The sequence below is a fragment of the Dyadobacter bucti genome (genome assembly GCF_005869225.1).
Taxonomy (GTDB): Bacteria; Bacteroidota; Bacteroidia; order Cytophagales; family Spirosomataceae; genus Dyadobacter; species Dyadobacter bucti.
Genome location: NZ_SWFP01000001.1, coordinates 485,137 through 509,801, shown reverse-complemented (window position 1 = coordinate 509,801; position 24,665 = coordinate 485,137). Strand labels below are relative to the sequence as shown.

Sequence of the window (24,665 nt, the reverse complement as noted above, 5' to 3'; positions counted from 1 at the left end):
AATCATTTCGTAAGATGAAAAATACACTGAAATATATCCTTATGACCGGCATTGTATGCTTTTCTCAGGCCTGCACCGATGATTTTGAGAAGATCAATACGCCGCCTACTTCCGTGACCACCATCGATCCGGGCCTGATCCTTTCCAAAGTTCAGAAGGACGCAGCTTTTTCGGAAGGCTATGAATATCCCAACAACCAGTACGGCTCCTGGATACAGCACTGGGCCGGAGGGGTACTGATATCCAGTTCCCGCTACATCGAGCAAAGTGACAATAGTGCCTGGGAATCTCATTACACCCTGATCAGGAACATCAGCCAGATCCGGACAGAAATCCTGAAAGGCCAGGAAAGTGACCCGGCCGGACGCACCAAGCTGGCTATTGCGCGGATCGTAGAGATATCTGTCTGGCAGAGGCTTACGGATTTGTTTGGGGACGTCCCTTATTCCCAGACTGCCCTGGGTTCCGCAGATGTCAATACGAAACCGGTTTTCGATACCCAGGAGTCTGTTTACAAATCGCTGATCACCGACCTGGATGCTGCCACTGCCCAGCTTACGGCTGGTGATGTGAGCTATGGAAATGCAGATTTCTATTACAAAGGTGATGTGGCCAAGTGGAAAAAATATGCCAACTCCCTGAAATTGAGACTGGGAATGCGTATCAGGTATGCGGATCCGGCCCTGGCACAGAAGACAGTAACCGAGGCCATGGGGCAGCCCCTTTTGGCGGCGAACAGTGACGATGCGACCGTTCCTACCTACAACAATGCCACCAATGCCAACGTGCACCCGGTTTTGAACCACTTTCTTGCCGGCAGCCCGGATTTGAAATACCTTGCTGATGCATTTGTTACCAAGCTCGTAGGAAGCGCAGATCCGCGCCTGCCGAGAATTGCCCAGCCGAGCGTCAATTCGGTCAAAGCGGGCGCTCCGGCCTACAAGGGTATCGGCGTCGCACTCACCGATGAAATCCTGAAAACGATCATCAAGGATGATTACAGCACAGCTTCAACCCTTACTTTTTTCAACCGGGATTACAGTCCGGCTATTCCGTGTATTGCCATGTCGTTCGCGGATGTGTCGTTTTATAAAGCGGAAGCTGCCCTGGAAGGGTGGGGGGCCACGGAAGCAGACGCTGAGAAATTTTATCAGGACGGCGTAAAAGCTGCGCTGGCCCAGGCTCCCTATAATATTACCGTAATTCCGGCTGGTTTTGAAAAAGAACTTTCTTTCACCGGCCTTACCAAAGCTCAAAAGCTGGAAAAGATAGGCACCCAGAAGTGGATACAACTTTTCGGGCGTTCTTATGAAGCCTTTATCGAATGGAGAAGAATGGGCTACCCCGTGCTCAAAGCTGGTCCTTTTGCGGGTTCTACGAATGGAACCATTCCACGTCGTACTATTTATTCTTCAAGAGAGGCCTTGCTGAACGAGGATAATTACAGAGAGGCGGTCGGCAGACTGTCGAATGGTGATTCTTACATATCCAAAGTTTGGTGGGATAAGAAGTAGTATAAGCGGGGCTGTCAAAGTTACTCTGCTTTAAATCTGACAGAAAATAACGAAACCGGCAACCACGGATTATTCCCGGGATTGCCGGTTTTCTGGTTTTAGAAATAGTTTTAGTGAAAATTTTTTTTCGACCGCTGCTCTTTTTCGACAAAGGCATATTCTACTGGAAAGCAGGATCAGATTGTGACCGGTGATTAACTTTCAACCGCATTTTTGTTACAACTCTATAAATAGATCTGCAAAAAATGATCAAATAATTCGTTAGCGTAATATTGATTTTGCGACAACTTAATGGTCAGAATAGTTGTCGCGCTACCTACATGCATGAGTTACCTTCATAAAAATACTTAAACAGCCTTGACCGGTTAATAAATTTCCGCCGATCCCGTCAAAAAAACCTGATGAAATTGCACCACAAACTGATCTATCATTTTTACGTATATAGATGATAGTTACGACAAGGTAAAATCGAATTTATGCTAGATGTAATAAATTTAGTGCCTCAAATTTATTCGTATAATTATGACATATCCGATATATAGTTTGATGACAAGCGGTAATTACTTGGTTTTCATTATATAACTTTACGGTTGTAACAGGAAAAGGGGCGGGGAATATGCAAACAAAAGTTACATGATGAAGTTATTCTCTTACAATTACTTACCTGTATTTTGACCATGATTCTAATCAATTCTGCTACCTGGCAATTTTTTGAAACCTCCCAAGATGGAGGGGTCGTCGTATTGTTAAAAGCAGTTTTGCAGTTTTGTGATTTTTTGGAGGCTTTAAAGCTTAATTTGTCCGTTTTGTTGCCAAACCCTTTCAGGAGCGACAGTATTTGCAGATGTTTGTTGTTAAGTAACCCTTGATCGATCAATTTTTATTAAGAAATCGGTACTGAGTGAGTCTACTGCTACCTCTCCATCTGTTCGTTATCAAGTTAAAAATGTTATCTTAAAGAATGCTCCTGGATTCTTTTAAAACAAAACTCTCTGTAAATCAGTTAATGGTCTAAGTTGTTGCAAATTAATGCCTTACGTTTTTGACAAACTTCGGTAAAACGGATTTTAATGCTTTTTATCACATTTCAGATGTGGTGATTTTACAGCGTAGCGAGTCAGAACACAATCCCAAACGCAATACATACCAACGTTCGTCAATTATCTTAATGAAAAGCAATGATTAAAATCTACACTAAACACAATCCTATCACCTTATTTCTTAGTGGACTTCTGGCTTTGACTGCCACTGGATGCTCTACTATACTTTTCAGCAAGCTTTCAGGCTTGTTTGACGCCCTGACGGAGCAGTATGATCCTCAGGGTTTTGGCGTTTTACCTGCGCTCGCTGGTATGCCGTCGATCCGAAAAACTGTTCTGCCGCAGTTCGCATTGGTCTCCCATGCAGGCACCTTCCGAAACAGTTCCCCACATATTTATTCAATCCTCTCTTAATCAACCATCCGGTCTGAAGAAGTGTGTCCAAACACTTCGGAAGGGCGAAAATCCAGTCAATTTTTGCTTCATCTTATCATGAAAAAAGATTACTCCTCTCTTCAAAAGTTTGTCCATTTTTTACCAAAGATCTGGCCTCTCATCCTCCTCATCGGACTGATTTTCAATGTTCAGTCCAATGCACTTAGCCGGGTAACAGAAATTGATTTATTCACGCGTTCCGTCAAAGACGATGCCGCGGGTAAAGCAGCTTCAGTTGTTTCCCAAGCCCCGATGTCCGGTAGCAAATCCGAACGCCGGGAATTACGGTTGTCGTCCGCAGCGGGTTCAAATGCCCGTGTCGCACAGACCTGCTCGCTTATCACCAACCTGTCCTGTGACGACATTAACCCGACGCTGCCTTACGCTATTACTTTCAACGGTACAGAAGGCGGCCTTGTGGATGCCACCGGCATAGGCACAGGATTCAGAATGACCGACGCTTACTCCGGTACGCGAAACGGCTCTGACGGAACAGCAAGTTCAGTAGTGAGAGGTTACGAACCTTCCAGACTGGCTGTTGCCAATGGCAGACTGACAATCGACGCACACAAAGGCCTTGCCTTCCAGGGCAGCAACAACCAGATCAACACGCTGGGTGTTGGTGTTACAGGGAATGGCAGACTGGTTTTTGAAACAACGCTTATCAACCCGCTGAACGGTTCAAATTCTGAACAGGCTGGCTTATGGGTAGGATTGAATGACAGGAGTTTTGTAAAACTGGCTGTAACCGGTAACAAGGTTGAGATGCGGAGGGAGCTGAATGATGACAGCAACACGAGCAGCAACGGCAATATTAACAGCACGCACCAAAGAATAATCGAGCAAGGTGTAGACGCTATCAACACTTCCAACGTAAGGCTTCGTCTGGTCCTTGACCTGACGACCAACAGACTGGAAGGTTTTTATTCACTGGACGGTACGAATTACGTCAATGTAGGAAGTCGTTACACTTCTGCCACGAACTCATCTGCACTCAATGTTGCAGATATGGGCTTTTCAGGCCAGCAGCTTTACGGAGGTATTTTTGCTTCGAAGCGTAACAGCACTGCGGCAAGTGTTAAGTATATTTTTGATAATTTCTCGGTTAAGCAACTTGGCTACCCACAGGTAACAGCTCCTTACCGTATCAATGCGGGCGGTGTTCAGCGCACTGTAAACGGTGTTGAATTCGCTGCTGACGAGTATTATGCGACTTTGCAGGGAGATGTAAGTAATGTTGCTTACACGCTGGGTGGAGACAACCCGGTACCTGAGCTTTACTACGAACGTCGTTTGGGATACAATTTTAACTATGCAGTACCCATTGCAAACGGTGCTTACACAGTGAAGCTTCACATGGTGGAGAATTTTCACGCTGCAGTCAATTCCCGCATATTTGATGTGAAGCTGGAAGGCACAACAGTTATCGACGATATAGATTTATATGTTCAGGGAGGAAATCAGGGTAAAGTTGTATTGATCAGAAGTTTTGACACCAACGTTACCGACGGAGTCCTGAATCTGGATTTTGCCGCTTCCAAAGACAAGGCGGTTGTTAATGCGATTGAAATTCTTCCTTTTGTAGTTGCCAATACAGCGCCGGTATTCGGAAGCCCTACTTATTCATTTACAAAAGCAGAAGACCTGGCAGTGAACGCGGAAGTCGGAACGGTAAATGCTACCGACGCCGGCGGACAGACAGTCACTTACAGCATCACTGCCGGAAACGAAGCGGATAAATTCCAGATCAATGCTTCAACCGGTGTTATCACTTTGAAAAACACACTGGATTTCAGTGTTGCATCTGTTTACAATTTAACGGTAACCGCTACCGACAATGGTTCGCCGGTGGCTTCTTCCACAGCTGCGGTAACCGTAAATGTGACGGATGTAACTCCTCCTGCTAATGTGGCCCCTGTTTTTGCGAGCGCATCTTATACATTTACAAAAGCAGAAGACCTGGCGGTAAACGCGGAAGTAGGAACGGTATCGGCTACTGACGCAGGCGACCAGACCATCACATACAGCCTGACGGGCGGTGAAGGCAAATTTGCGATCAACGCCACAACCGGTGTTATTACATTGGTTTCTGCCCTCGATTTCTCGGTCGCCCCGACTTATACCATGACTATAACAGCCACAGACAATGGCTCCCCAGTGGAAGCATCGTCGGTGGAAGTAACTGTAAATGTGACGGAGGTATCACCGGCCGTGAATGCAGCGCCTGTTTTTGCAAGCGCTTCTTATACGTTTACGAAAGCAGAAGATCTCGCTGTCAATGCAGAAGTAGGCACGGTATCGGCAACGGACGCCGTTGACCAGACTGTCACATACAGCATCACAGCGGGCAACGACGCTGACAAATTCGAGATCAACGCATCGACTGGTGTGATTACACTGAAAAGTGCCCTTGATTTCAGTGTCGCATCTGTTTACAATTTAACAGTAACAGCTACCGACAACGGTTCACCAGTTGAATCTGCTACGGTTTCGGTAACTGTGAATGTGACGGATGTAACTCCGGCCGTGAATGCAGCGCCTGTTTTTGCAAGCGCTTCTTATACATTTACGAAAGCAGAAGACCTCGCGGTGAATGCAGAAGTGGGCACGGTATCGGCAACGGACGCTGTTGACCAGACTGTCACATACAGCATCACAGCGGGCAACGACGCTGACAAATTTGAGATCAACGCATCGACTGGTGTGATCACACTGAAAAGTGCCCTTGATTTCAGTGTAGCATCTGTTTACAATTTAACAGTAACAGCTACCGACAATGGTTCACCAGTTGAATCTGCAACTGTTTCGGTAACTGTAAATGTGACGGATGTAACACCGGCCGTGAATGCAGCGCCTGTTTTTGCAAGCGCTTCCTATACATTTACGAAAGCAGAAGACCTCGCGGTGAATGCAGAAGTGGGCACGGTATCGGCAACGGACGCCGTTGACCAGACTGTCACATACAGCATCACAGCGGGCAACGACGCTGACAAATTCGAGATCAACGCATCGACTGGTGTGATCACACTGAAAAGTGCCCTTGATTTCAGTGTCGCATCTGTGTACAATTTAACAGTAACAGCTACCGACAATGGTTCACCAGTTGAATCCGCAACGGTTTCGGTAACTGTAAATGTGACGGATGTAACACCGGCGGTGAATGCAGCGCCTGTTTTTGCAAGCGCTTCCTATACATTTACGAAAGCAGAAGACCTCGCGGTGAATGCAGAAGTGGGCACGGTATCGGCAACGGACGCCGTTGACCAGACTGTCACATACAGCATCACAGCGGGCAACGACGCTGACAAATTCGAGATTAACGCATCGACTGGTGTGATTACACTGAAAAGTGCCCTTGATTTCAGTGTCGCATCTGTTTACAATTTAACAGTAACAGCTACCGACAACGGTTCACCAGTTGAATCTGCTACGGTTTCGGTAACTGTGAATGTGACGGATGTAACTCCGGCCGTGAATGCAGCGCCTGTTTTTGCAAGCGCTTCTTATACATTTACGAAAGCAGAAGACCTCGCGGTCAATGCAGAAGTGGGCACGGTATCTGCCACTGACGCTGTCGGCCAGGTTATTACGTACAGCCTTACCGGCGGTGAAGGTAAATTTGCCGTCAATGCAACAACCGGCGTGATCACGCTGGTTTCCGCGCTTGATTTCTCAGTTGCCTCTTCCTACTCATTGACCATCACCGCAACCGACAATGGCTCTCCGGTAGAGGCATCGGCCGTTGAGGTGACTGTAAACGTAACGGAAGTAACCACACCGGTCAATGCCGCCCCTGTGGTAGATGCCGGTATTCAGAATCAGAATGCAACAATTGGGTCACTGTTCACTTTTGCAGTTCCTGCCAATGCTTTCAAAGATAACGACAACGATCCTCTCACGCTTACAGCAACATTATCTGACAACAGCGCCCTGCCGGGTTGGTTGTCATTCAACGCCGGAACTTTCACCGGAACTCCGTCGGCTGCCAGTGACTACACCCTTACCATAAAGGTAAACGCGGCGGATGCAAATGCGTCTGTCAGCACCAATTTTACGCTCAACGTTACAAATCCAGTTGCAGGTTGCCCTCCCAATAGTACATTGCCTTGCAACCAATTAGCTGTTACCCTGCCATTCAGCATCACGTTCAATGGAACGGAAGGCGGAATGGTTGATAAAAATAATGTCGGAACAGGATTTACCCTGGCTGACACTTATTCAGGTAGCCGTCATGCTTCCGATGGTACAGTTCCTGCCCACGGCCTGAAAGGGTACGATGCTACCAGGCTGACCATCGGTAGCGACAGGCTGACTATTCTTGCCAACAACGGTCTGGCGTTCACAACCAGCAACAACCAGATCAACGCTTTGGGTGTTGCGGTCCCTTCCGCGAATGGTAAACTGACTTTTGAAACGACCATCATTAACCCCGTTAACGGCTCTAATGCAGAGCAAGGTGGTTTGTGGGTTGGTTTGAACGATAAAACTTACCTCAAGCTCGCTGCTACTGTGAACAAAGTAGAATTGCGTAGAGAACTGAATGATGTCTCTACTTCCAGCAGCACGATCAACAATCCGCATCAGCGTATCACTGAAACTGTCAGTACGCTTAACTCATCCACGGTACGCCTGCGCCTGGTACTTGATCTGGTTCACAACAAAGTGGAAGGATTTTATTCACTTGACGGCGTAAACTATGTAAACGTAGGATCACGCTACAGTACAGCTGCACAGCCTTCTGCAATGGACATTTCTGACATGGGCCTGACCAATGCAACGCTTCATGCAGGTATTTTCGCTTCGAAACGTACGAACACGACCGGTGCTGATGTCAATTATGTGTTTGATAATTTCTCTATCAAAAAGGCTGACTTCCCGGTAGTAACTGCTCCTTACCGCATCAATGCAGGTGGCACCGAAAGGACTGTCAGTGGAAACGTTTTCAGCGCGGATGACCGGTATGCGGTGATCCAGGGAGATCTTCCCACCGGAACTTACGCGCTTGGAGGTTCTCACCCTGTTCCTGAACTTTACTATGAGCGCCGTGCAGGTTACAACCTGGCATACGCTGTGCCTATCGCCAACGGTATGTACACGGTTAAACTGCATATGGTTGAGAACACACATACATCTGTAAACTCGCGGATATTTGATGTGAAAGTTGAAAATGCAACAGTAATTGATGATATCGACCTTTATGTAGAAGGCGGAAACGTGGGTAAGGTTGTTGTCATCAAAAGTTTTGAGACTACTGTTGCCGACGGAGTCCTTAACATTGATTTTGCGGCTTCCAAAGACAAGGCGATCATCAATGCAATTGAGATACTTCCTGTTACAGCTGCCAATGCAGCGCCGGTGTTCGCAAATCCTTCCTACGCATTTACAGTTGCCGAGAATATTGCACTCAACGCTGAGGTTGGAACAGTACACGCCACCGACGCTTCCGGACAGACTGTGACTTACAGCATCACCGGAGGAAATACCGATAACCATTTTGCGATCAATGCCGCGACGGGTGTTATTACAGCTATTGACGGACTTGATTTCATAAATACTCCTTCCTATAATCTGGAAGTGACTGCTACCGACAACGGGTCACCTGTTGAATCTGCTCATGTTAATGTGGCGATCACTGTGACCACAGCCACTGAGAACCACTCACCTGTGCTGGCTGTCGCTTTGACCAACAAAACGGCGTATGTGAATACAGCTTTTAGTTTCACTGTACCTGCCGGTACGTTCACCGATGCTGACAATGATGTTTTAACATTGTCTGCAACTTTGGCCGATGGCGGAAATCTTCCTTCATGGCTGACATTTAATACGACATCCAATACTTTCACGGGAACACCTTCAACTGCTGATAACCACAGTATCAAAGTGATCGCCGCAGACGGGCAGTCGTCTGTGAGCACAGAATTTATGCTGAATGTGGAAGCTACGGCTCCATCGGGCTGCCCTCCAAACAGTACTTTGCCTTGCAACCAGATTGCTGTAAACCTTCCTTTCAGTCTGACTTTCAGTGGATCAGAAGGTGGTTTGCTGGATAAAAACAACGCATCTACCGGATTTACGATGGCAGATGCCTACTCTGGTACACGCCATGAATCTGACGGAACTCCTTCATCTGACATCATCGGATATGAGCCTTCCAAGCTGACTGTTGCAGACAGCAAACTGAATATCGTCAGCAACAATGGTATTTCTATCACTGGAAACAACAACCAGATCAACTCGCTGGGTGTTGGCTTCAATGCAAGTGCCGGACGGTTTAACATCGAAACTACGGTTGTAAATCCTTTCCGGGGCACAGATGATGAGCAAGGTGGTTTATGGTATGGCTTAAATGACAAGACATTTGTTCGCCTTGCCATTAACAATAACAGGGTAGTGCTTCGCCGGGAGATCAATGACGTTTCTCCGGTATCCAGCGATCCTGACGAACCGAACCGCCGCAACACGTCTGCCATCAGCGGATTGTCTGACCAGACTGTACGTCTTCGTTTGGTTGTTGACCCGGCCGCAAACACAGTAGAAGGTTTCTACTCTGTTGATGGTGTCAACTATATCAATGTTGGGGATGAATATCCTGTCAAAACATTGAGCATAGAAGGTATGGGCATTACAGGAAGCAACGTTTATGCAGGGGTTTTCGGAACACGCAGAAACGGTACTGCTCCTGTTACCTACGCATTCGACGACTTTGCCATAACACCGCAGAACACTCCTGTTAATCAGGGGCCTGTTGCAATTGCTATTATCAATCAGAGTACACCGGTTCAGACTGCCTTTACGTTCGCTATTCCTGCCGGTACATTCACAGATGGTGACGGAGATGTGCTGACCTATACAGCGACATTGTCAGACGGTAGTCCATTACCTGAGTGGCTTACTTTTAACGCGGCGACGCAAACTTTCAGCGGAACACCTCAAACGCCTGCGATCTATCCGATCAAAGTGACTGTTACCGACGGAAAGGAAAATGCAAACACAGAGTTTACAATTACTGTAAATGCGGTGAACCAGGCGCCGGTTATCGTAACCGCTCCGGAAAACCAGAATATTTTCGCAAATCAGCTCTTCTCATTCATCACGGGTTCATTCTCAGATCCGAATGCAGGGGATGTACTGACCTATACAGCGACTCAGGCAAACGGCAGTGCGCTGCCTGAATGGGTCCTTTTTGATCCTGCTACACAGACTTTCAGCGGTACTGCTCCTGCGACTCCCGTAACTGTGTCTCTGAAGATTACTGCCACTGACCAGGCACTCGCTTCCAGAAGCGCCGACTTTACAGTTACCGTTGAAGCATTGCCTGTGGAGATACCTTGTACTCCGATCAGTACGCTCCCTTGCGACCGAATCAATGTTTCCCTGCCGTTCCTGCTGACTTTCGATGGTACGGAAGGCGGTTTGAAGGACAAAAATAATGTTGAAACAGGTTTCACCATGGTGGATGCCCCAACAGGAACCCGCCTGGCCGTGGACGGATCACCTTCTTCCGCAGTAACAGGTTACGAGCCTTCGAGACTGACTGTTGCAAACGGAAGACTCAGCATCCTTACCAACAAGGGTATTGCTTATACATCCAGCTCACAACCGAACAATAACCAGCTCAACACGCTTGGGGTAGGTACAATTGCAAATGGCAAGCTCACCCTGGAAACAACTTTGATCAATCCTTTTAACGGAACATCTTCGCAACAAGGCGGTCTGTGGTTTGGTCTGAACGACAAGACTTTCGTTAAGCTTGTTGTGTCTGGTAACAAAGTGGAACTGCGGAAGGAATTGAACGATGTATCTTCCACCGACAATAGTGTCAACAACGGCCTGGCCAACCCTGACCAGCGCATTACCGATCTCATCGCCAATCTTGACACCCGTATGGTACGTTTGAGAATGATTGTGGATGTGAACACAGGCAAACTGGAAGGTTTCTACTCTATCGATGGTGTTACTTACCTGAACGTCGGCGCCCGTTATACAACTACCGCAAATCCTGCTGCGATCAATATTGCAAATATGAGTTTTGCAGGTAAAACTGCCTATGCGGGTATTTTTGCAACACACCGCAATGCAACCACAGCAGCTACTTTCACTTTCGATAACTTCTCCGTTACTTCGGATGTAGCTGCCGGTAAAGTGCTGACATTTACTCCGAATGCACTCGATTTCTCTGCAACCCAGGGACAACAGGTTACTGCCAAAACGGCGACACTGTTTGCAACAGAAGGTACACCTGCAGTTACGCTGAGCAATACTTCTGCGAGTTGGTTCACATTGCCTGCTTCGACACTTGGCGAGATCACTTTTGGTCCTTCCAATTTCAGTACTACCATGGCTCCCGGTATTTACGAAACCACAGTTACTGCAACTGCGGAAGGATACCAGCCTGCCAACCTGCTGATCAACCTCACCGTTACTTCACCAGGTACAGCTCAGGCCATAAAAGTTAATTTCCAGGATCCTGCTACCGTTCCTCCGACAGGATGGTTGAAAGACTACGGTCAGTCTTTCGGACTGAGAACCGGTGCTAACCAGGGAACAGGCCTTGAATACGGATGGAAACGTCCTTCTGACGGCGCACCGCTTGATCTGTCGGTAGGAGGTACGATCCCGGGTAACGGACGTAAGCGTACCACACCTGCTGATGTTACGCAGGCAACGCTGATTCACATGCAGGCCGACGATATTTCCGGTACGTTCAACGGTACCAAAGCCGAAGGATACTGGGAAATGAAAGTAGTGAATGGTATCTACGATGTTACGGTATCCGCCGGTGATTCTGATCCCGGAACAGTTCCTGAGATTCATAATATCAATGTGGAAGGTTTAAATGCCATCAGCAACTTTGTTCCAAGCGGAACTGCAGGGACTGCTACACGTTTCAAAACCGGTACGGTCAGGGCAACTGTTTCTGACGGCTTCCTTACCATCAACGCCAATGGCGGTACCAATACCAAGATTAACTCGGCAGTAATTACGCCGGTAGACCTGGGACCATACTTGTTGTGGTCTACCAGTGAGCACAGCCTCGTGATTGATGCAGGTACCAGCGAAACAAGCAAAACAACTTCCCTGGATCTTTATCACTCTACAACCACCACAGGTCTGCCTATCACGCTGAGCGCGACTTATGGCGCGGGAGCATCCAACTGGTTGTCTTTCTCACCAACGCATAATGGTGACGAGCCTAATGTTACATTTAACTACATCGCTGCAAAATCTCTTGCAGTAGGAACATATACTGCCACTGTTACGGCATCTGCTCCTAACCATACGAGCGCAAGCACGTTGATCCAGATCACAGTAATGGCCCCTGGTACCAACCAGCCCTACGTTATCTCATCTACTCCGCTGGACGGCGCAACCAATGTCAGTGTCAACATCACGCCGATTTCTGCCAACAATATCTTTGTTCCCGCAGTACCGGGCTTCCCTGGCGGTGTGGACAACAATACGCTTACCAGTGCAACTGTGAAGCTGTATAAAATTTCTGGCAGCAATCAGATTGAGGTTGAGGCCCTTGGTATCAACGGAACGGGTGGTCACGATGCGATCAACTTCAAGCCTAAGTTCTCTCTTGAACCGGCTACACAATATAAGTTCGTAGTTACCACAGGTGTGAAATCTTACACCGGCGCGGCGTTCCTTCCGTACGAAGCGACGTTTACAACCAGCAGCACAACCACAGGTGTGCCTAATCCGGTTGCTGCGGAATTTGCCCCGAAAGAGGTTATTCCGGGAACAATTGGTAAAAAATATACCTGTCTGACTTTCGGTCCTGACGGAAGGTTCTATGCGCTCCGCCTGGACGGTGTAATCGAACGCTTCACGGTTGATCATACCACCGGTATGTTGTCCAACCAGACCGAGATTTCAACGATAACCACCAAGTATGGTCTGCGTTCATCTGTGGGTCTTGTGTTTGCTCCCGAGTCTACACCGACCAACCTGGTCGCTTATATTTCTCACTGTAGCGCTGGTCTTACCAACGCACCTGAATTTGATGGTAACATCTCTCGTCTGACCGGAGCAAACCTGGAATCGGAACAATTGATCCTGACCAAGCTGCCACGCTCGAAAGCGGATCACCTTGTAAACAGTATCACATTCGGCCCTGACGGTGCACTTTATTTCAACCAGGGCAGCAACAGCTCTATGGGATCTTATGACGGAACCTGGCAGAGAGATGAAACCTTGCTTTCTGCAAGTGTGATGCGTCTGGATTTCAGCAAAATGGCTGGTCTGACTTTGCCGCTTGATGTTCGTACGACAGCTAATCTGGCGCTCATCAACAACGCTCCTACTAATAACATCAGGATGTCCGACGGTACTTACAACCCGTACGCTACCAACTCGCCTTTGACAATCTATGCTTCGGGTATCCGGAACGCGGTGGATATGATCTGGCATACAAACGGTCAGCTGTATGTTCCTGCAAACGGATCGGCAGCGGGTGGTAATTCACCGGCATCGGTAACCGGAACGCGTCGTCCTGACGGCAGCTTCTACAATGGTCCATCTGTAATTGCCACAAACTCTATAAAACTGCAGAACGACTGGTTGTTCCGTATCAATCCGCTGAAACCGGTAGGCTACTTTGGTCACCCTAACCCGCTTCGCGGAGAGTATGTGGCCAACAGAGGATATCTTGACAACCCTAAATATCCGACCACACAGGGTGCTGATGCCAATTATCGTCCTGCGGCTTACAACTTCGACGTAAACAAATCGCCTAACGGTGTAATAGAATACAAAAGCAACGCATTCAACGGTGCATTGAAAGGAAGGATACTCGTATGCCGGTTCTCGGGAGGTAGCGACATCATTGTGATGGAACCAGGTGCTATGGTACCAGACCCTGCCGTGAACTCCCCGCTTGCCGACGACCATATCTATGATATCATCGGTGCACAAACCGGTGCAGGTACAGACGGTATCACAGGTCTTTCCGGTTTTGCCAACCCTCTTGATCTTACGGAGGACGTACAGACAGGAAACCTTTATGTAATTGAATACAACTGGAATAACGAGAGAGGAAAAACTGCTCAGATCATCTTGCTGAGAGCAACTACTCCTTCGGAGCAGGTGGGTATCGCAACGGTTACGCCAAGTTCTATCGTGGAAAATGACGTAGCGGGTGGTGCAGCCGGAGCAGGTCGCACGGTTACAATCGCAAACACGGGTAACACAACCCTTACTGTAACCGGAATCACGATCGACGGCGTGGATAAGACCCAGTTCCAGCTGGTAGGTGCCCCTTCCCCAAGCGTTGCATCTCCTGTAACGATTGCCCGTGGAAGTGCCATCAGTTTCAATGTAGTATTTAATCCTACTTCAACAGGTGTCAAAAAAGCAACGCTGTTTGTAACAAGCGCAAGCAATCCTGTAAAAGAAGTTTCCCTGAGTGGAATCGGAACTGCGGGTCTTTCCGGAACCAACGAACCTTCTCTGCAACTCGTACTTGATGCACATCGCATCAATGTAAATGTTGGTGATGATAATAAGAACACGAACATCATCCACAGCACCAATTTCAATGCCGCATTGCTGGGCGACGAGATTCCTGTTCAGGCATTCCAGCGCGCAGTCGACGGTCCTGTGACTATTGAGCCGCTTTCAGTGTTTGGCCCTCAGGATGCAGGTGGTATTGTTACCGGCTTTGGCTGGTATACATCCGGACAGCCTAATGCTAAAAATGAACTGTTCACGGTTGCAAACAGCAACTATCAGACTGTAAACGTACAGGTAAACGGATCGCTTAATTTCGATCCTGCCACAGGCTCCTTCGGGTTCTATTCCCGCTGGCCGGCATTTGCCAACCGTCACTTGTACAGTGAAGACGCGCTGAACACATTCAGTGGCGCAATCCCTCACCACGTACGGGTTTACGAATTGAAAGATTCTGACGGTAACGTAGTTGAAAATTCATATGTGATTGCAACTGAAGAGCATATTTCCGGTTTCGATTACCAGGATATCGTAGTGGTTGTACACAATGTGAAGCCTTTTGGAGTGGTTATCGTTAAAGATCTTGCTTTCTCGACACCTTCGCTCTCATTCTCGCATGTGATCGGCAGCCCTGCACCAAACGCGCAGACGGCTACTGTGACCACAACATCAGGAAGCCCCGCATTGTCCATAGGCAAATCGGCCGAAACTCCCTGGTTGATATTGCCAGATGCAGCTTTGGGTACATTGTCGTTCGGTATTGATGAAACAGGCCTGACCCCTGGCACTTACGAATCTACGGTTACAGTATCGGCAAACGGTTTCACAAGCGCTACCATGCTGGTGACCCTGACGGTAACTGCGCCAGTATCGTCAGCCATGATCAGTGCGAGCAACACGGAACTGGTGTTTGATGCAACCAAAAATACTTCACTGACCAGACGCATCACAATAACGAATACGGGTACTACCGCTTTGAACCTGAATACACTGGCGATCAGTGGTAATTCGGCGGCCAACTTTAGTGTGGCAGCGGTTACTGTGGAGGGGGAAACACCAAGCAACACGCTGGCCCCTGAGCAGATGAAAGCGTACGATGTCACTTTTGAGCCAGGCAACTCGGTAAGCACTTTTGACGCGGCCCTGGTGATCAACAGCAACGCTTTGAACGCACCGGCCCTGACGATCGGATTGTATGCAATGTCGGTTAATGGTTACGAAGGCAACAACGAACCTCCGCTGCAGAAAGTGGTTAACACCCTGGGCTATAATATTAATGTAGGATGGACAGTGCTGGCCGGTGGTATCCAGCCAACGATGAAAGGGGAGGAAGTGCCGGTACAGTTCTTTGAAAAAGCAGGTAACGGCCCCGTGATGATCAAGCCTGTGGCACGTTACTCACCTAACCAGGAGCTGCCTTTCGGTTATTACAACAAGATCAATACTTCGCCTGTGATCACCAATGTTGGTACACTTTCCGGGGTATTCGGACAGCATAACATACTTTATCCTCAGATTGTGGCCGGTACCAACCAGTTCAATCCGACAGGTCCTTTCGGGATCTTTGTGATCGGGTTGGAAAACCGCGTCACTTATACGGAAGATGCGTTGAACGCTACCGGCCCTGCGGTCCACGCGGTACGTACGTATCCATTGCGCGACCGTCAGGGGGTACTGGTACCAAACAGCTACCTGGTCTGCTTTGAGGACGCTTCCAACGGTGATTACCAGGATTATATGTTCGTCCTTGAAAACGTGATCGAGGCAGGTACGCGTAAAGCGCTGCACTTCACGCTTTCCAACCTGGATTTCGCAGTGCCTTTGAATGGTACTGTGGCCAATAAAACAGTGACACTGGAAGCCAGAAACGGTACGCCGGGTCCTGTGACCTTTACCAAATCCACTACGGCAAACTGGCTGACAATGCCAAATGCTGCTCTTGGACAGCTTTCGTTCGGTATCAACGCCAATGGTCTTACAGCGGGCTTGTACTCGACAGTTGTAAGAGCCACCGCGGCGGACTATGCTACTGACTCTGTGACCGTGAGCCTTCGCGTAACAGATGTAAGTGCCAATGCGACACGCATCAACTTCCAGTTGACTACGACCGCGACCCCTGCCGGTTATCTGGCGGATGTTGGTTTGGCTTACGACGATACCCGCGGCTACGGCTGGGTTAACCCGACTACGAAAGCGCCGAAAGACCATACTACCAGTATGCGTGAGAGGACTTCGGCTACGGTGGAAACACGTCTGCGTACGCTCGCGCTGATGCAGGGTGGCAGCCCGCAAACTCCGGGCAGCTGGGAACTGAAAGTTCCGAACGGACAATACAATGTGACCGTAGGGGTAGGTGATATCGACTTCTTCGACAGCAACCACCGGATCAATGTGGAAGGTGTAACAGCTATTACCAACTTTGTACCGACAGCACAGACCCCTAACCGGATCGCGACTGTTACGGCCAATGTAACGGACGGTAAGCTGACCGTCGATGCGACCGGCGGTAGCAATACGAAGATCAACTTTGTGATCGTGGATGCTGCCACAGCGGAAGGTGACTTTACCCCGCCTGTTGCTTCCCTTACACTGAGCGGTACCCTGCAGTCGGCAGGTGTGTACAAAAATCAGGTGATTGCTACTGTCAATGCATCCGATGCAGGCGGTTCAAGCCTTGCCAAAGTACAGTACAGCCTCAACAACGCTGCATATCAGGATTACTATTCGCCGATATTGATCAGCACGCCGGGCACATATTCGATGCGCGGACGGGCAATCGACGGCAACAATAATACGACGACGACCGAGCCAATCAGTTTCACGGTGGCGCAGCAGACGACAAGCAATGCCAGCATGCTGGTAGAGAACCTTGAAAAGTTCCCGGCCAATGACCAGCTGACCTTCTCGCTGATCCAGCTGCCATGGAGACGGACTAACGAGGACGGCACGTTCACACCTTACAACCGTAACCACGACGTTGTGAAACTGAAAGTAAGCAACAAAGGTGCGGGTGCGCTGAATATCAGCAACCTGAACTTAACCAACACTGCTGGCTGGAAGATAGCGACCGTTAACAATGTGGAATACGTACCGGCTACCGCGGCACCTATTACAGTGGCACCGGCAGGCTCCGTGGAAATCGGCATCCAGTTTATTGCCAGCTATCCAAACGGACGTGTAAGAGTATTGAACGATACACTGCATATCCTTTCCAACGACGATTTGACGCCTAAGAAAAGCATTGTGCTTCGCGGATTGTGGCAATCGGCCGGGGAAGGAAACAACGAGCCAAGGGCACAAGAGATCATCAGTGCGTTCGGGTTTAAATCCAATGTAGGGTTTGCCGGCAGCGATGGTACCAACGCAGGTAGCAGCCTGATCCTGAATACGGACGAGATCATCTCGGCCTTCTTTACCAGGGCGGATGCCACCAAACCGGTGTCGGTTGTACAGATGGCGGGCTACCACGGATGCTGCGCTTCTACTGAAACGTTCCAGTATTATACCAAAGGGTCGACGTCGAACACGAGCTTGTTTACCCACCATCCGCTGGACGGACAGTCTCTGTTGCCTTTGAGAAACGGCACCTCAGGCTTGCTGGCGGAAGGTACTTTCAGCCACACAGGTATATTCGGATTCAAAGTTTCAAGCTCTTACTCTGACCGTACCCGTAACTCGGAAGGCAAGATCGGTATGCGTTTCTGGAAAGCACTGGATAACAATGGAAACATTATTCCAAATGCTTACATCATTGGTCACGATTACATCGGTAACCCGGCTGTGACCAACTACGATTACCAGGACAACATGTTCTATGTGACCAATATCAAACCGGAAACAGGATCGTCGAACTTCTCGGAGCTCTCAGCACTTACGTCTGCGGTTGACTTCGGTTCGGAGGCGATCAGTATGACCAGCTCGCGTACAGTAGATGTGAAAAACCTTGGACAGACCTATGCAAACGGTACTTCCGATCCTTCACTGACTATTAAGAGCCTGGAAATCAGTGGTCCTAACCAGAATGAGTTCTCTGCCGGCATACCAACTAAGTCTGTTCTGAATCCGCAGGATACCAGTCACATTGAGGTGACTTTCCGCCCGAACTCGGCCGGAATCAAAAATGCCTTCCTGCTGGTAACTTACAACAGCAACCTGTCGCCACTCCGAATTCCGCTTTATGGAATTGCAGACGACAATTGCAGCATGATCACTGTTTTGAAACGTATCAAAGGTGGTGCGGATGTGGCTGTAACGGTCAATGGCAAAGTGTGGGAATCTGACAGAAACTACCGTCAGGGCTCTATCCAGCTGGATAAACCTGCCGCCACGCCGATCGCAGGCACAGACGATGACGTATTGTATCAGACTTACCTGTCTGCTGCGACCGACCTTGCGGAAACACGTTATGTGGTGCCTTTGGCAAACGGTAACTATATGGTACGGATGCACTTCGTAGAGAACTTCTTTACCACAACCGGTTCGCGTATATTCAGCATCAATATCGAAGACCAGAACAGGCTTTCGAACCTGGATATCCACCGCGAAGCAGGTTATAAGGCGGCTTTGGTGAAAGACTTCGTTGTCTCCATTGCCGATGGCAAACTGGATGTGAAGTTCAATCCGACCGTGAACCGTTTGGCTCTGGCGGGTATGGAGATATTCTCTGCTACTGCCAACCCGAACGCAGTGACGCTTGCACAGCAGGCCGTAACGGCTGCGACATGCGGCGTGACCAACGGTTCGATCACATTCAGTGTGGTGAATTCGACAGCCAGCTCGTTCCTTTACAAAATAGGGCCGAACGGTGCGTACCAGTCCTCGCCTACATTTACGAACCTGGCGGCAGGCGACTATACGTTCTTTGTGAAAGAAAACACGGCAACAGGTTGCGAAACCTCAAAAGTGTTCACGATCCCGGAACAGAACAACATAGCTTTCGATATAGCTGCACCGCTTCTGGCTTGCTCTGCGACAACCGGCACAGCAACGATCAGTAACATCACCGGCGGCTCAGGCAACTACGCTATATCATGGGCGACAATCCCTGCGCAGACCGGCGCTACTGCCACGAACCTGTTACCAGGTACATATGCAGTGACCGTGACGGATCTGGCTGGTGGTTGCAGCAAAACAGTTCAAGTAGCGATTGACCGCGCAGCGAACTGCGGTACGCTGGTACGGATCAACTCGGCGGGACCTGCCTTCACGGCCTCAGGCTCACGCCAGTTCATCGCTGACCAATACTTTGCTGGCACGGACGGTACTTCGTCTATCACCGGTGTTGACATATTGAACACGACTGACGATGCCCTTTACATGACAGAGCGTTCATCTGCTGCGTTCAACTACGCAGTACCAGTACAGAACGGTAACTTCAATGTGGTGCTCCACTTTGCAGAGATCTGGTTCGGTGCACCTGGCAGAGGCGCGGCGGGCAGCGGCAGAAGGATGTTCAACGTCGATATCGAAGGCAGCCGTAAGCTGACCAACTACGACATCTACGCGAAAGCGGGTGGTGCGCTGCGTGCGGTACAGGAGACGTTCCCCGTAACCGTAACAGACGGTGTGATGAACATCAACTTCCTGACCGGAACAGCGAACCTTCCAAAGATCTCGGCTATTGAGATTATACCAATTATCAACGAAGCACCGGTACTGGCTGCGATCGGAAACAAAGCAGTGACCACAAACCAGGCGCTGACTTTCACAGCAACGGCTACCGACGCTAACGCAGGTCAGACGAAAGCTTTCTCTCTGGTGGGTGCACCAGCAGGAGCGGCTATCAACGCAACAACGGGCGTGTTCACCTGGACACCGACTAACGTGGGTACTTTCACCTTCACAGTCAGGGTGACAGACAATGGTTCACCGGTACTGACAGACGAAGAAGAGATCACAGTCACAGTGACCGCACCGGTTAGCACTGCGATCAGGATCAACTCAGGAGGGCCGGCTTTTGCTGCCTCAGGTTCACGCCAGTTCATCGCTGACCAGTATTTTGGTGGAACAAACACCACTTCGTCTATCACAGGTGTTGACATCCTTAATACAACCGATGATGCTCTTTATATGACAGAGCGCTCATCTGCTGCCTTCAACTACGCTATTCCGGTTGTAAACGGAAACTTTAATGTGGTGCTACACTTTGCAGAGATCTGGTTCGGTGCTCCGGGCAGAGGAGCAGCGGGTGCTGGTAGAAGGATGTTCAACGTAGATGTGGAAGGCAGCCGCAAACTGACTAACTATGACATCTTTGCAAGAGCAGGTGGTGCGCTTCGTCCGATCCTGGAAACCATCCCGGTTACAGTAACAGATGGCGTGCTGAACATCAACTTCCTGACCGGTTCAGCAAACTTGCCTAAAATCTCAGCGATTGAGGTAATACCGCAAACGCCGACTGTCAACGAAGCTCCGGTACTTGCCGCAATCGGCAACAAAACTGCGACTGTCGGTCAGGCACTGACCTTCACAGCAACTGCAACTGACGATGCTGCACAAACCAAGACGTTCTCGCTGATCGGTGCGCCGGCAACTGCGGCTATCAACGCCACAACAGGTGCATTCAGCTGGACACCGACTGCTGCGGGTAGTGTCACTTTCACCGTGAGAGTAACCGACAATGGTTCTCCTGCGCTGTTTGATGAAGAACAAATCACGGTTACTGCGACCAATGCTGCCAACCAGGCTCCGGTACTTGCCGCAATCGGCAACAAAACTGCGACTGTCGGTCAGGCATTGACTTTCACAGCAACTGCGACTGACGATGCTGCACAGACCAAAACGTTCTCGCTGATCAGTGCCCCTGCAACTGCGGCCATCAACGCCACAACAGGTGCATTCAGCTGGACACCGACTGCTGCGGGTAGTGTCACTTTCACTGTGAGAGTAACCGACAATGGTTCTCCTGCACTGTTTGATGACGAGCAGATCACAGTAACTGTTAGCGAAGTTCCAGTTGCCTCGGCGGCAATCAGGATCAATGCAGGCGGACCAGCCTTCACGGCCTCAGGTTCACGCCAGTTCATCGCTGACCAGTACTTTGGCGGAACAAACACTACGTCGTCTATCACAGGTGTTGACATCCTTAATACAACAGACGATGCGCTTTACATGACCGAACGTTCGTCCGCTGCATTCAACTACGCGGTACCTGTACAGAACGGTAACTTCAATGTAATCCTTCACTTTGCTGAGATCTGGTTCGGTGCGCCGGGCAGAGGAGCAGCGGGTGCCGGCCGACGGATGTTCAATGTCGATATTGAAGGCGCTCGCAAACTGACCAACTATGATATCTTCGCGACAGCAGGCGGTGCGCTGCGCCCAGTGCTGGAGACATTCCCGATAACCGTAACGGACGGTGTTCTGAACATCAACTTCCTGACCGGTTCGGCGAACTTGCCTAAGATCTCGGCGATTGAAATAGTACCGCAGACAAGTGGTCCGGCTACTACTGTAACACTGGCACCACAGGCTGATGCCCATATCAGAAACGGAAGCTTTGCAGCAATCAACTATGGTAACGACGCTGCGATGTTGGTGAAAACAGGTTCGGGAGACGGAATCACACGTTCGGCTTACCTTAAGTTCTCGCTAAGCAGCCTGAGCCAGGTAACATCAGCCAAACTGAGGATCTACGGAAGCAACCAGGAAAATACAGCAGGAATTAACTTGTCTGCATACGGAGTTGATAATGATTCCTGGACAGAAACAGGTATTAACTTCAACAATGCACCGGCTGCATCCGCAACTGTGCTGAGCTCGGTAAATGTGAACAATGTAGCGCAATACTACGAGCTGGACGTAACAAGCTATGTTCAGGCTCAGGTAGCCGGCGACAAGGTGGTAAGCCTTCTGATCAGAAACCCGACTACACAGAACAGGAACCTTTCTTTCAACAGTAAGGAAAATGCAGCTAATCAGCCTCAGCTGGTCATCGAAACAACGGGTACTGTGGCTCCTTCGGGAGGCAGGGTAAGTCAGGAGATCTTCAAACCTGCTGCCGAAGTAACGTATGAGAAATCCAGGATCTATCCGAACCCTGTTCAGAAAAGATTTACGGTGGAGGTGTCTGAACAACATGCAGGAAATATTAATCTGCAGATGATCAGTGAAGCAGGCAGGGTCTATCCAATAAGACTGACAGAAACTATAAAAGGCGGATCGAAAGCCGAAGTGGATATCACCAACCTGTCGCTGAGCAGCGGAGTTCATTTGCTGAGAGTTCAGTCGGCTTCGGTATCTGAGATTATCAGAGTGTTGATTGTAGATTAAGATTCGAGGATTAATCGTAGTGCAGGAGGCCGGCCCATACTTTGGGCCGGCCTCTTTTTTTACAATGTGTGTCAGCCCTATGGGCTTCTTGAGATTGTGGCGTCAAGAGCGTCATCGGTTTTAACCGATACGGACATATCACTACCCAAAGTTTTTATTTAAATATTTCAGGCTGTTCACTAAGGGTAAAGCATAAAATCTATGTCACCCTAGTAAATACTTACTATTTTAAATAATGCAGTCAGTAGAACATCCTTCTTTTCCGGAAATATCTTTTGAAGGGAATATGCGCCGGCCTAGTGACGCAAAACCGGTCGTGATAGATAATGAGCACCTGGTCCGGGCAGCTTTTGCAGAATCGGCCAATAAAGGTTTCGAGGCATTGTTCCGCCTGTATTATCAGGCGCTGTTCAGTCATGCTGTCCGCTTTGTGTATACCAAAGAAAAAGCAGAGGATATTGTCTGCGAAGTGTTCCTGGATTTCTGGAAAAGCAACAGTTTTAATGCGATCCAGGGTACCTACCGATCATATCTCTACGCGGCGGTCCGTAACCGGGCCTACACATACATACGCTACGAACTGAAAGAGGAGCGGACCCTCACCTCGACGGAATTTTCCGAGCATGTGTCCGGATCCGAAAATCCCCAGCTTTTAATAGAATATGACGAGCTGCACCAGCGCATTGCCAGAACGATCGACAGCCTGCCTTCGCAATGCCAGCGCGTATTTTTGCTGAGCCGGTTTGAGGGGAAAAAAAACCATGAGATTGCAACCGAATTAGGGCTGGCACTGAAGACAGTGGAGGCACATATGGCCAAAGCTTTAAGTCAGCTCAGAAAGGCCGTCTGGCTCACCCTGCTTTTGTTGTTTTTCTGACTAAGGGTAAACAGGACTTTCTTTGTCAACATCATTAAATGCCGAAATAGTGAAATGGAAGATATAATTGTAAAAGATGTATTGTTTGATTATTTCTCCGGCCACGCCTCGCCGCTTCAGAAGAAAGCGATAGAGGCCTGGTTGCAGGATCCCGGTAACCGGGAGCAATATTACCTGTGGCTGCATGAGTGGGAAAGTGCTCACCTGCAGGCGGCGGCATCGTGGCAGGATGCATTCCACCGTACCAGGGAATCGTTGAGCGAGGCACCTTCCGAAACACTGGAAATGATCTCCTTGCCCGCAGAAAGAAGCTGGTGGAGCAGCAACAATCACCGTATGGTGGCAGCTGCTTTTCTTGTGCTGATGCTGGGAGGGCTGCTCTTCGGTATCCGCGACAGCATTATGTACAGAACGGTGCGGGCCACTTACGGACAAACCCGCCAGGTTGAACTGAACGACGGCTCTATTGTCACACTGAACGCGAATTCTTCGCTGCGGTTTCCGAGGTTTGGTTTCGGCGATGATACAAGGAGTGTGGAACTGAAAGGGGAAGCCGACTTCCAGATCAGGCATTTGCCCGGGCATCAGCGGTTTGTGGTCATTACCCCGGACGGGCTGAATGTAACCGTATTGGGAACTGAATTTACCGTGTTTGCCCGCAGGAGAAAGTCACAGGTTGTGCTTCGGACAGGCCAGGTCTCCCTCCGAATGAACAAGGCTGACCAGACCCCTTCGATTGTAATGAAACCCGGAGACCTGGTTATGGTGGACCGTTCCGGCAAGCTTACCAGGGAACACAATCCGAATCCGGAAAATCATTCGTCCTGGAAAAATCACAGGATCACATTGGAACGGACCTCACTGAGGGAGATCGCTTTTATTTTACAGGAGAATTACGGCTTTCAGGTGGAGATCAAAGACACCGCCCTTGCCGACCGGACCGCTACCGGATCCTTTCCCGCACGCAATGCGGACGAGGTATTAGACATGGTGACAGAATTGTTCGATATCAACTTTACCCGTCAGAATAAGACCATCGTTTTCAAAGATTAATTTTACCTTAATCCATTTTAC

General features: G+C 49.2%; 5 protein-coding genes. All 5 read left to right on the top strand.

The genetic code is table 11. From position 1 onward, the window contains the following. Positions 1–14: 14 nt before the first annotated feature. Positions 15–1,514 (top strand): SusD/RagB family nutrient-binding outer membrane lipoprotein, encoded by a 1,500-nt coding sequence (locus FBF61_RS01875; protein ID WP_138475468.1) that lies wholly within the window; start codon positions 15–17, stop codon positions 1,512–1,514. 1,178 nt (positions 1,515–2,692) lie between these two features. Next, positions 2,693–2,968: a hypothetical protein gene (locus tag FBF61_RS01870; RefSeq protein WP_138475467.1), complete on the top strand. Its 276-nt coding sequence runs from the start codon at positions 2,693–2,695 to the stop codon at positions 2,966–2,968. A 78-nt stretch (positions 2,969–3,046) separates the two neighbouring features. After that, positions 3,047–22,714: a malectin domain-containing carbohydrate-binding protein gene (locus FBF61_RS01865; protein ID WP_138475466.1), complete on the top strand. Its 19,668-nt coding sequence runs from the start codon at positions 3,047–3,049 to the stop codon at positions 22,712–22,714. A gap of 235 nt (positions 22,715–22,949) precedes the next feature. Then, positions 22,950–23,591 (top strand): RNA polymerase sigma-70 factor, encoded by a 642-nt coding sequence (locus tag FBF61_RS01860; RefSeq protein ID WP_138475465.1) that lies wholly within the window; start codon positions 22,950–22,952, stop codon positions 23,589–23,591. A gap of 54 nt (positions 23,592–23,645) precedes the next feature. Beyond that, positions 23,646–24,644 (top strand): FecR family protein, encoded by a 999-nt coding sequence (locus FBF61_RS01855; RefSeq protein ID WP_138475464.1) that lies wholly within the window; start codon positions 23,646–23,648, stop codon positions 24,642–24,644. Positions 24,645–24,665: the final 21 nt, after the last annotated feature.

Bases quoted from the DNA above. Each gene is read 5' to 3' on its own strand.
- FBF61_RS01860 (WP_138475465.1), top strand. From the start codon at position 22,950: ATGCAGTCAGTAGAACATCCTTCTTTTCCGGAAATATCTTTTGAAGGG.
- FBF61_RS01865 (WP_138475466.1), top strand. From the start codon at position 3,047: ATGAAAAAAGATTACTCCTCTCTTCAAAAGTTTGTCCATTTTTTACCA.
- FBF61_RS01875 (WP_138475468.1), top strand. From the start codon at position 15: ATGAAAAATACACTGAAATATATCCTTATGACCGGCATTGTATGCTTT.
- FBF61_RS01855 (WP_138475464.1), top strand. From the start codon at position 23,646: ATGGAAGATATAATTGTAAAAGATGTATTGTTTGATTATTTCTCCGGC.
- FBF61_RS01870 (WP_138475467.1), top strand. From the start codon at position 2,693: ATGATTAAAATCTACACTAAACACAATCCTATCACCTTATTTCTTAGT.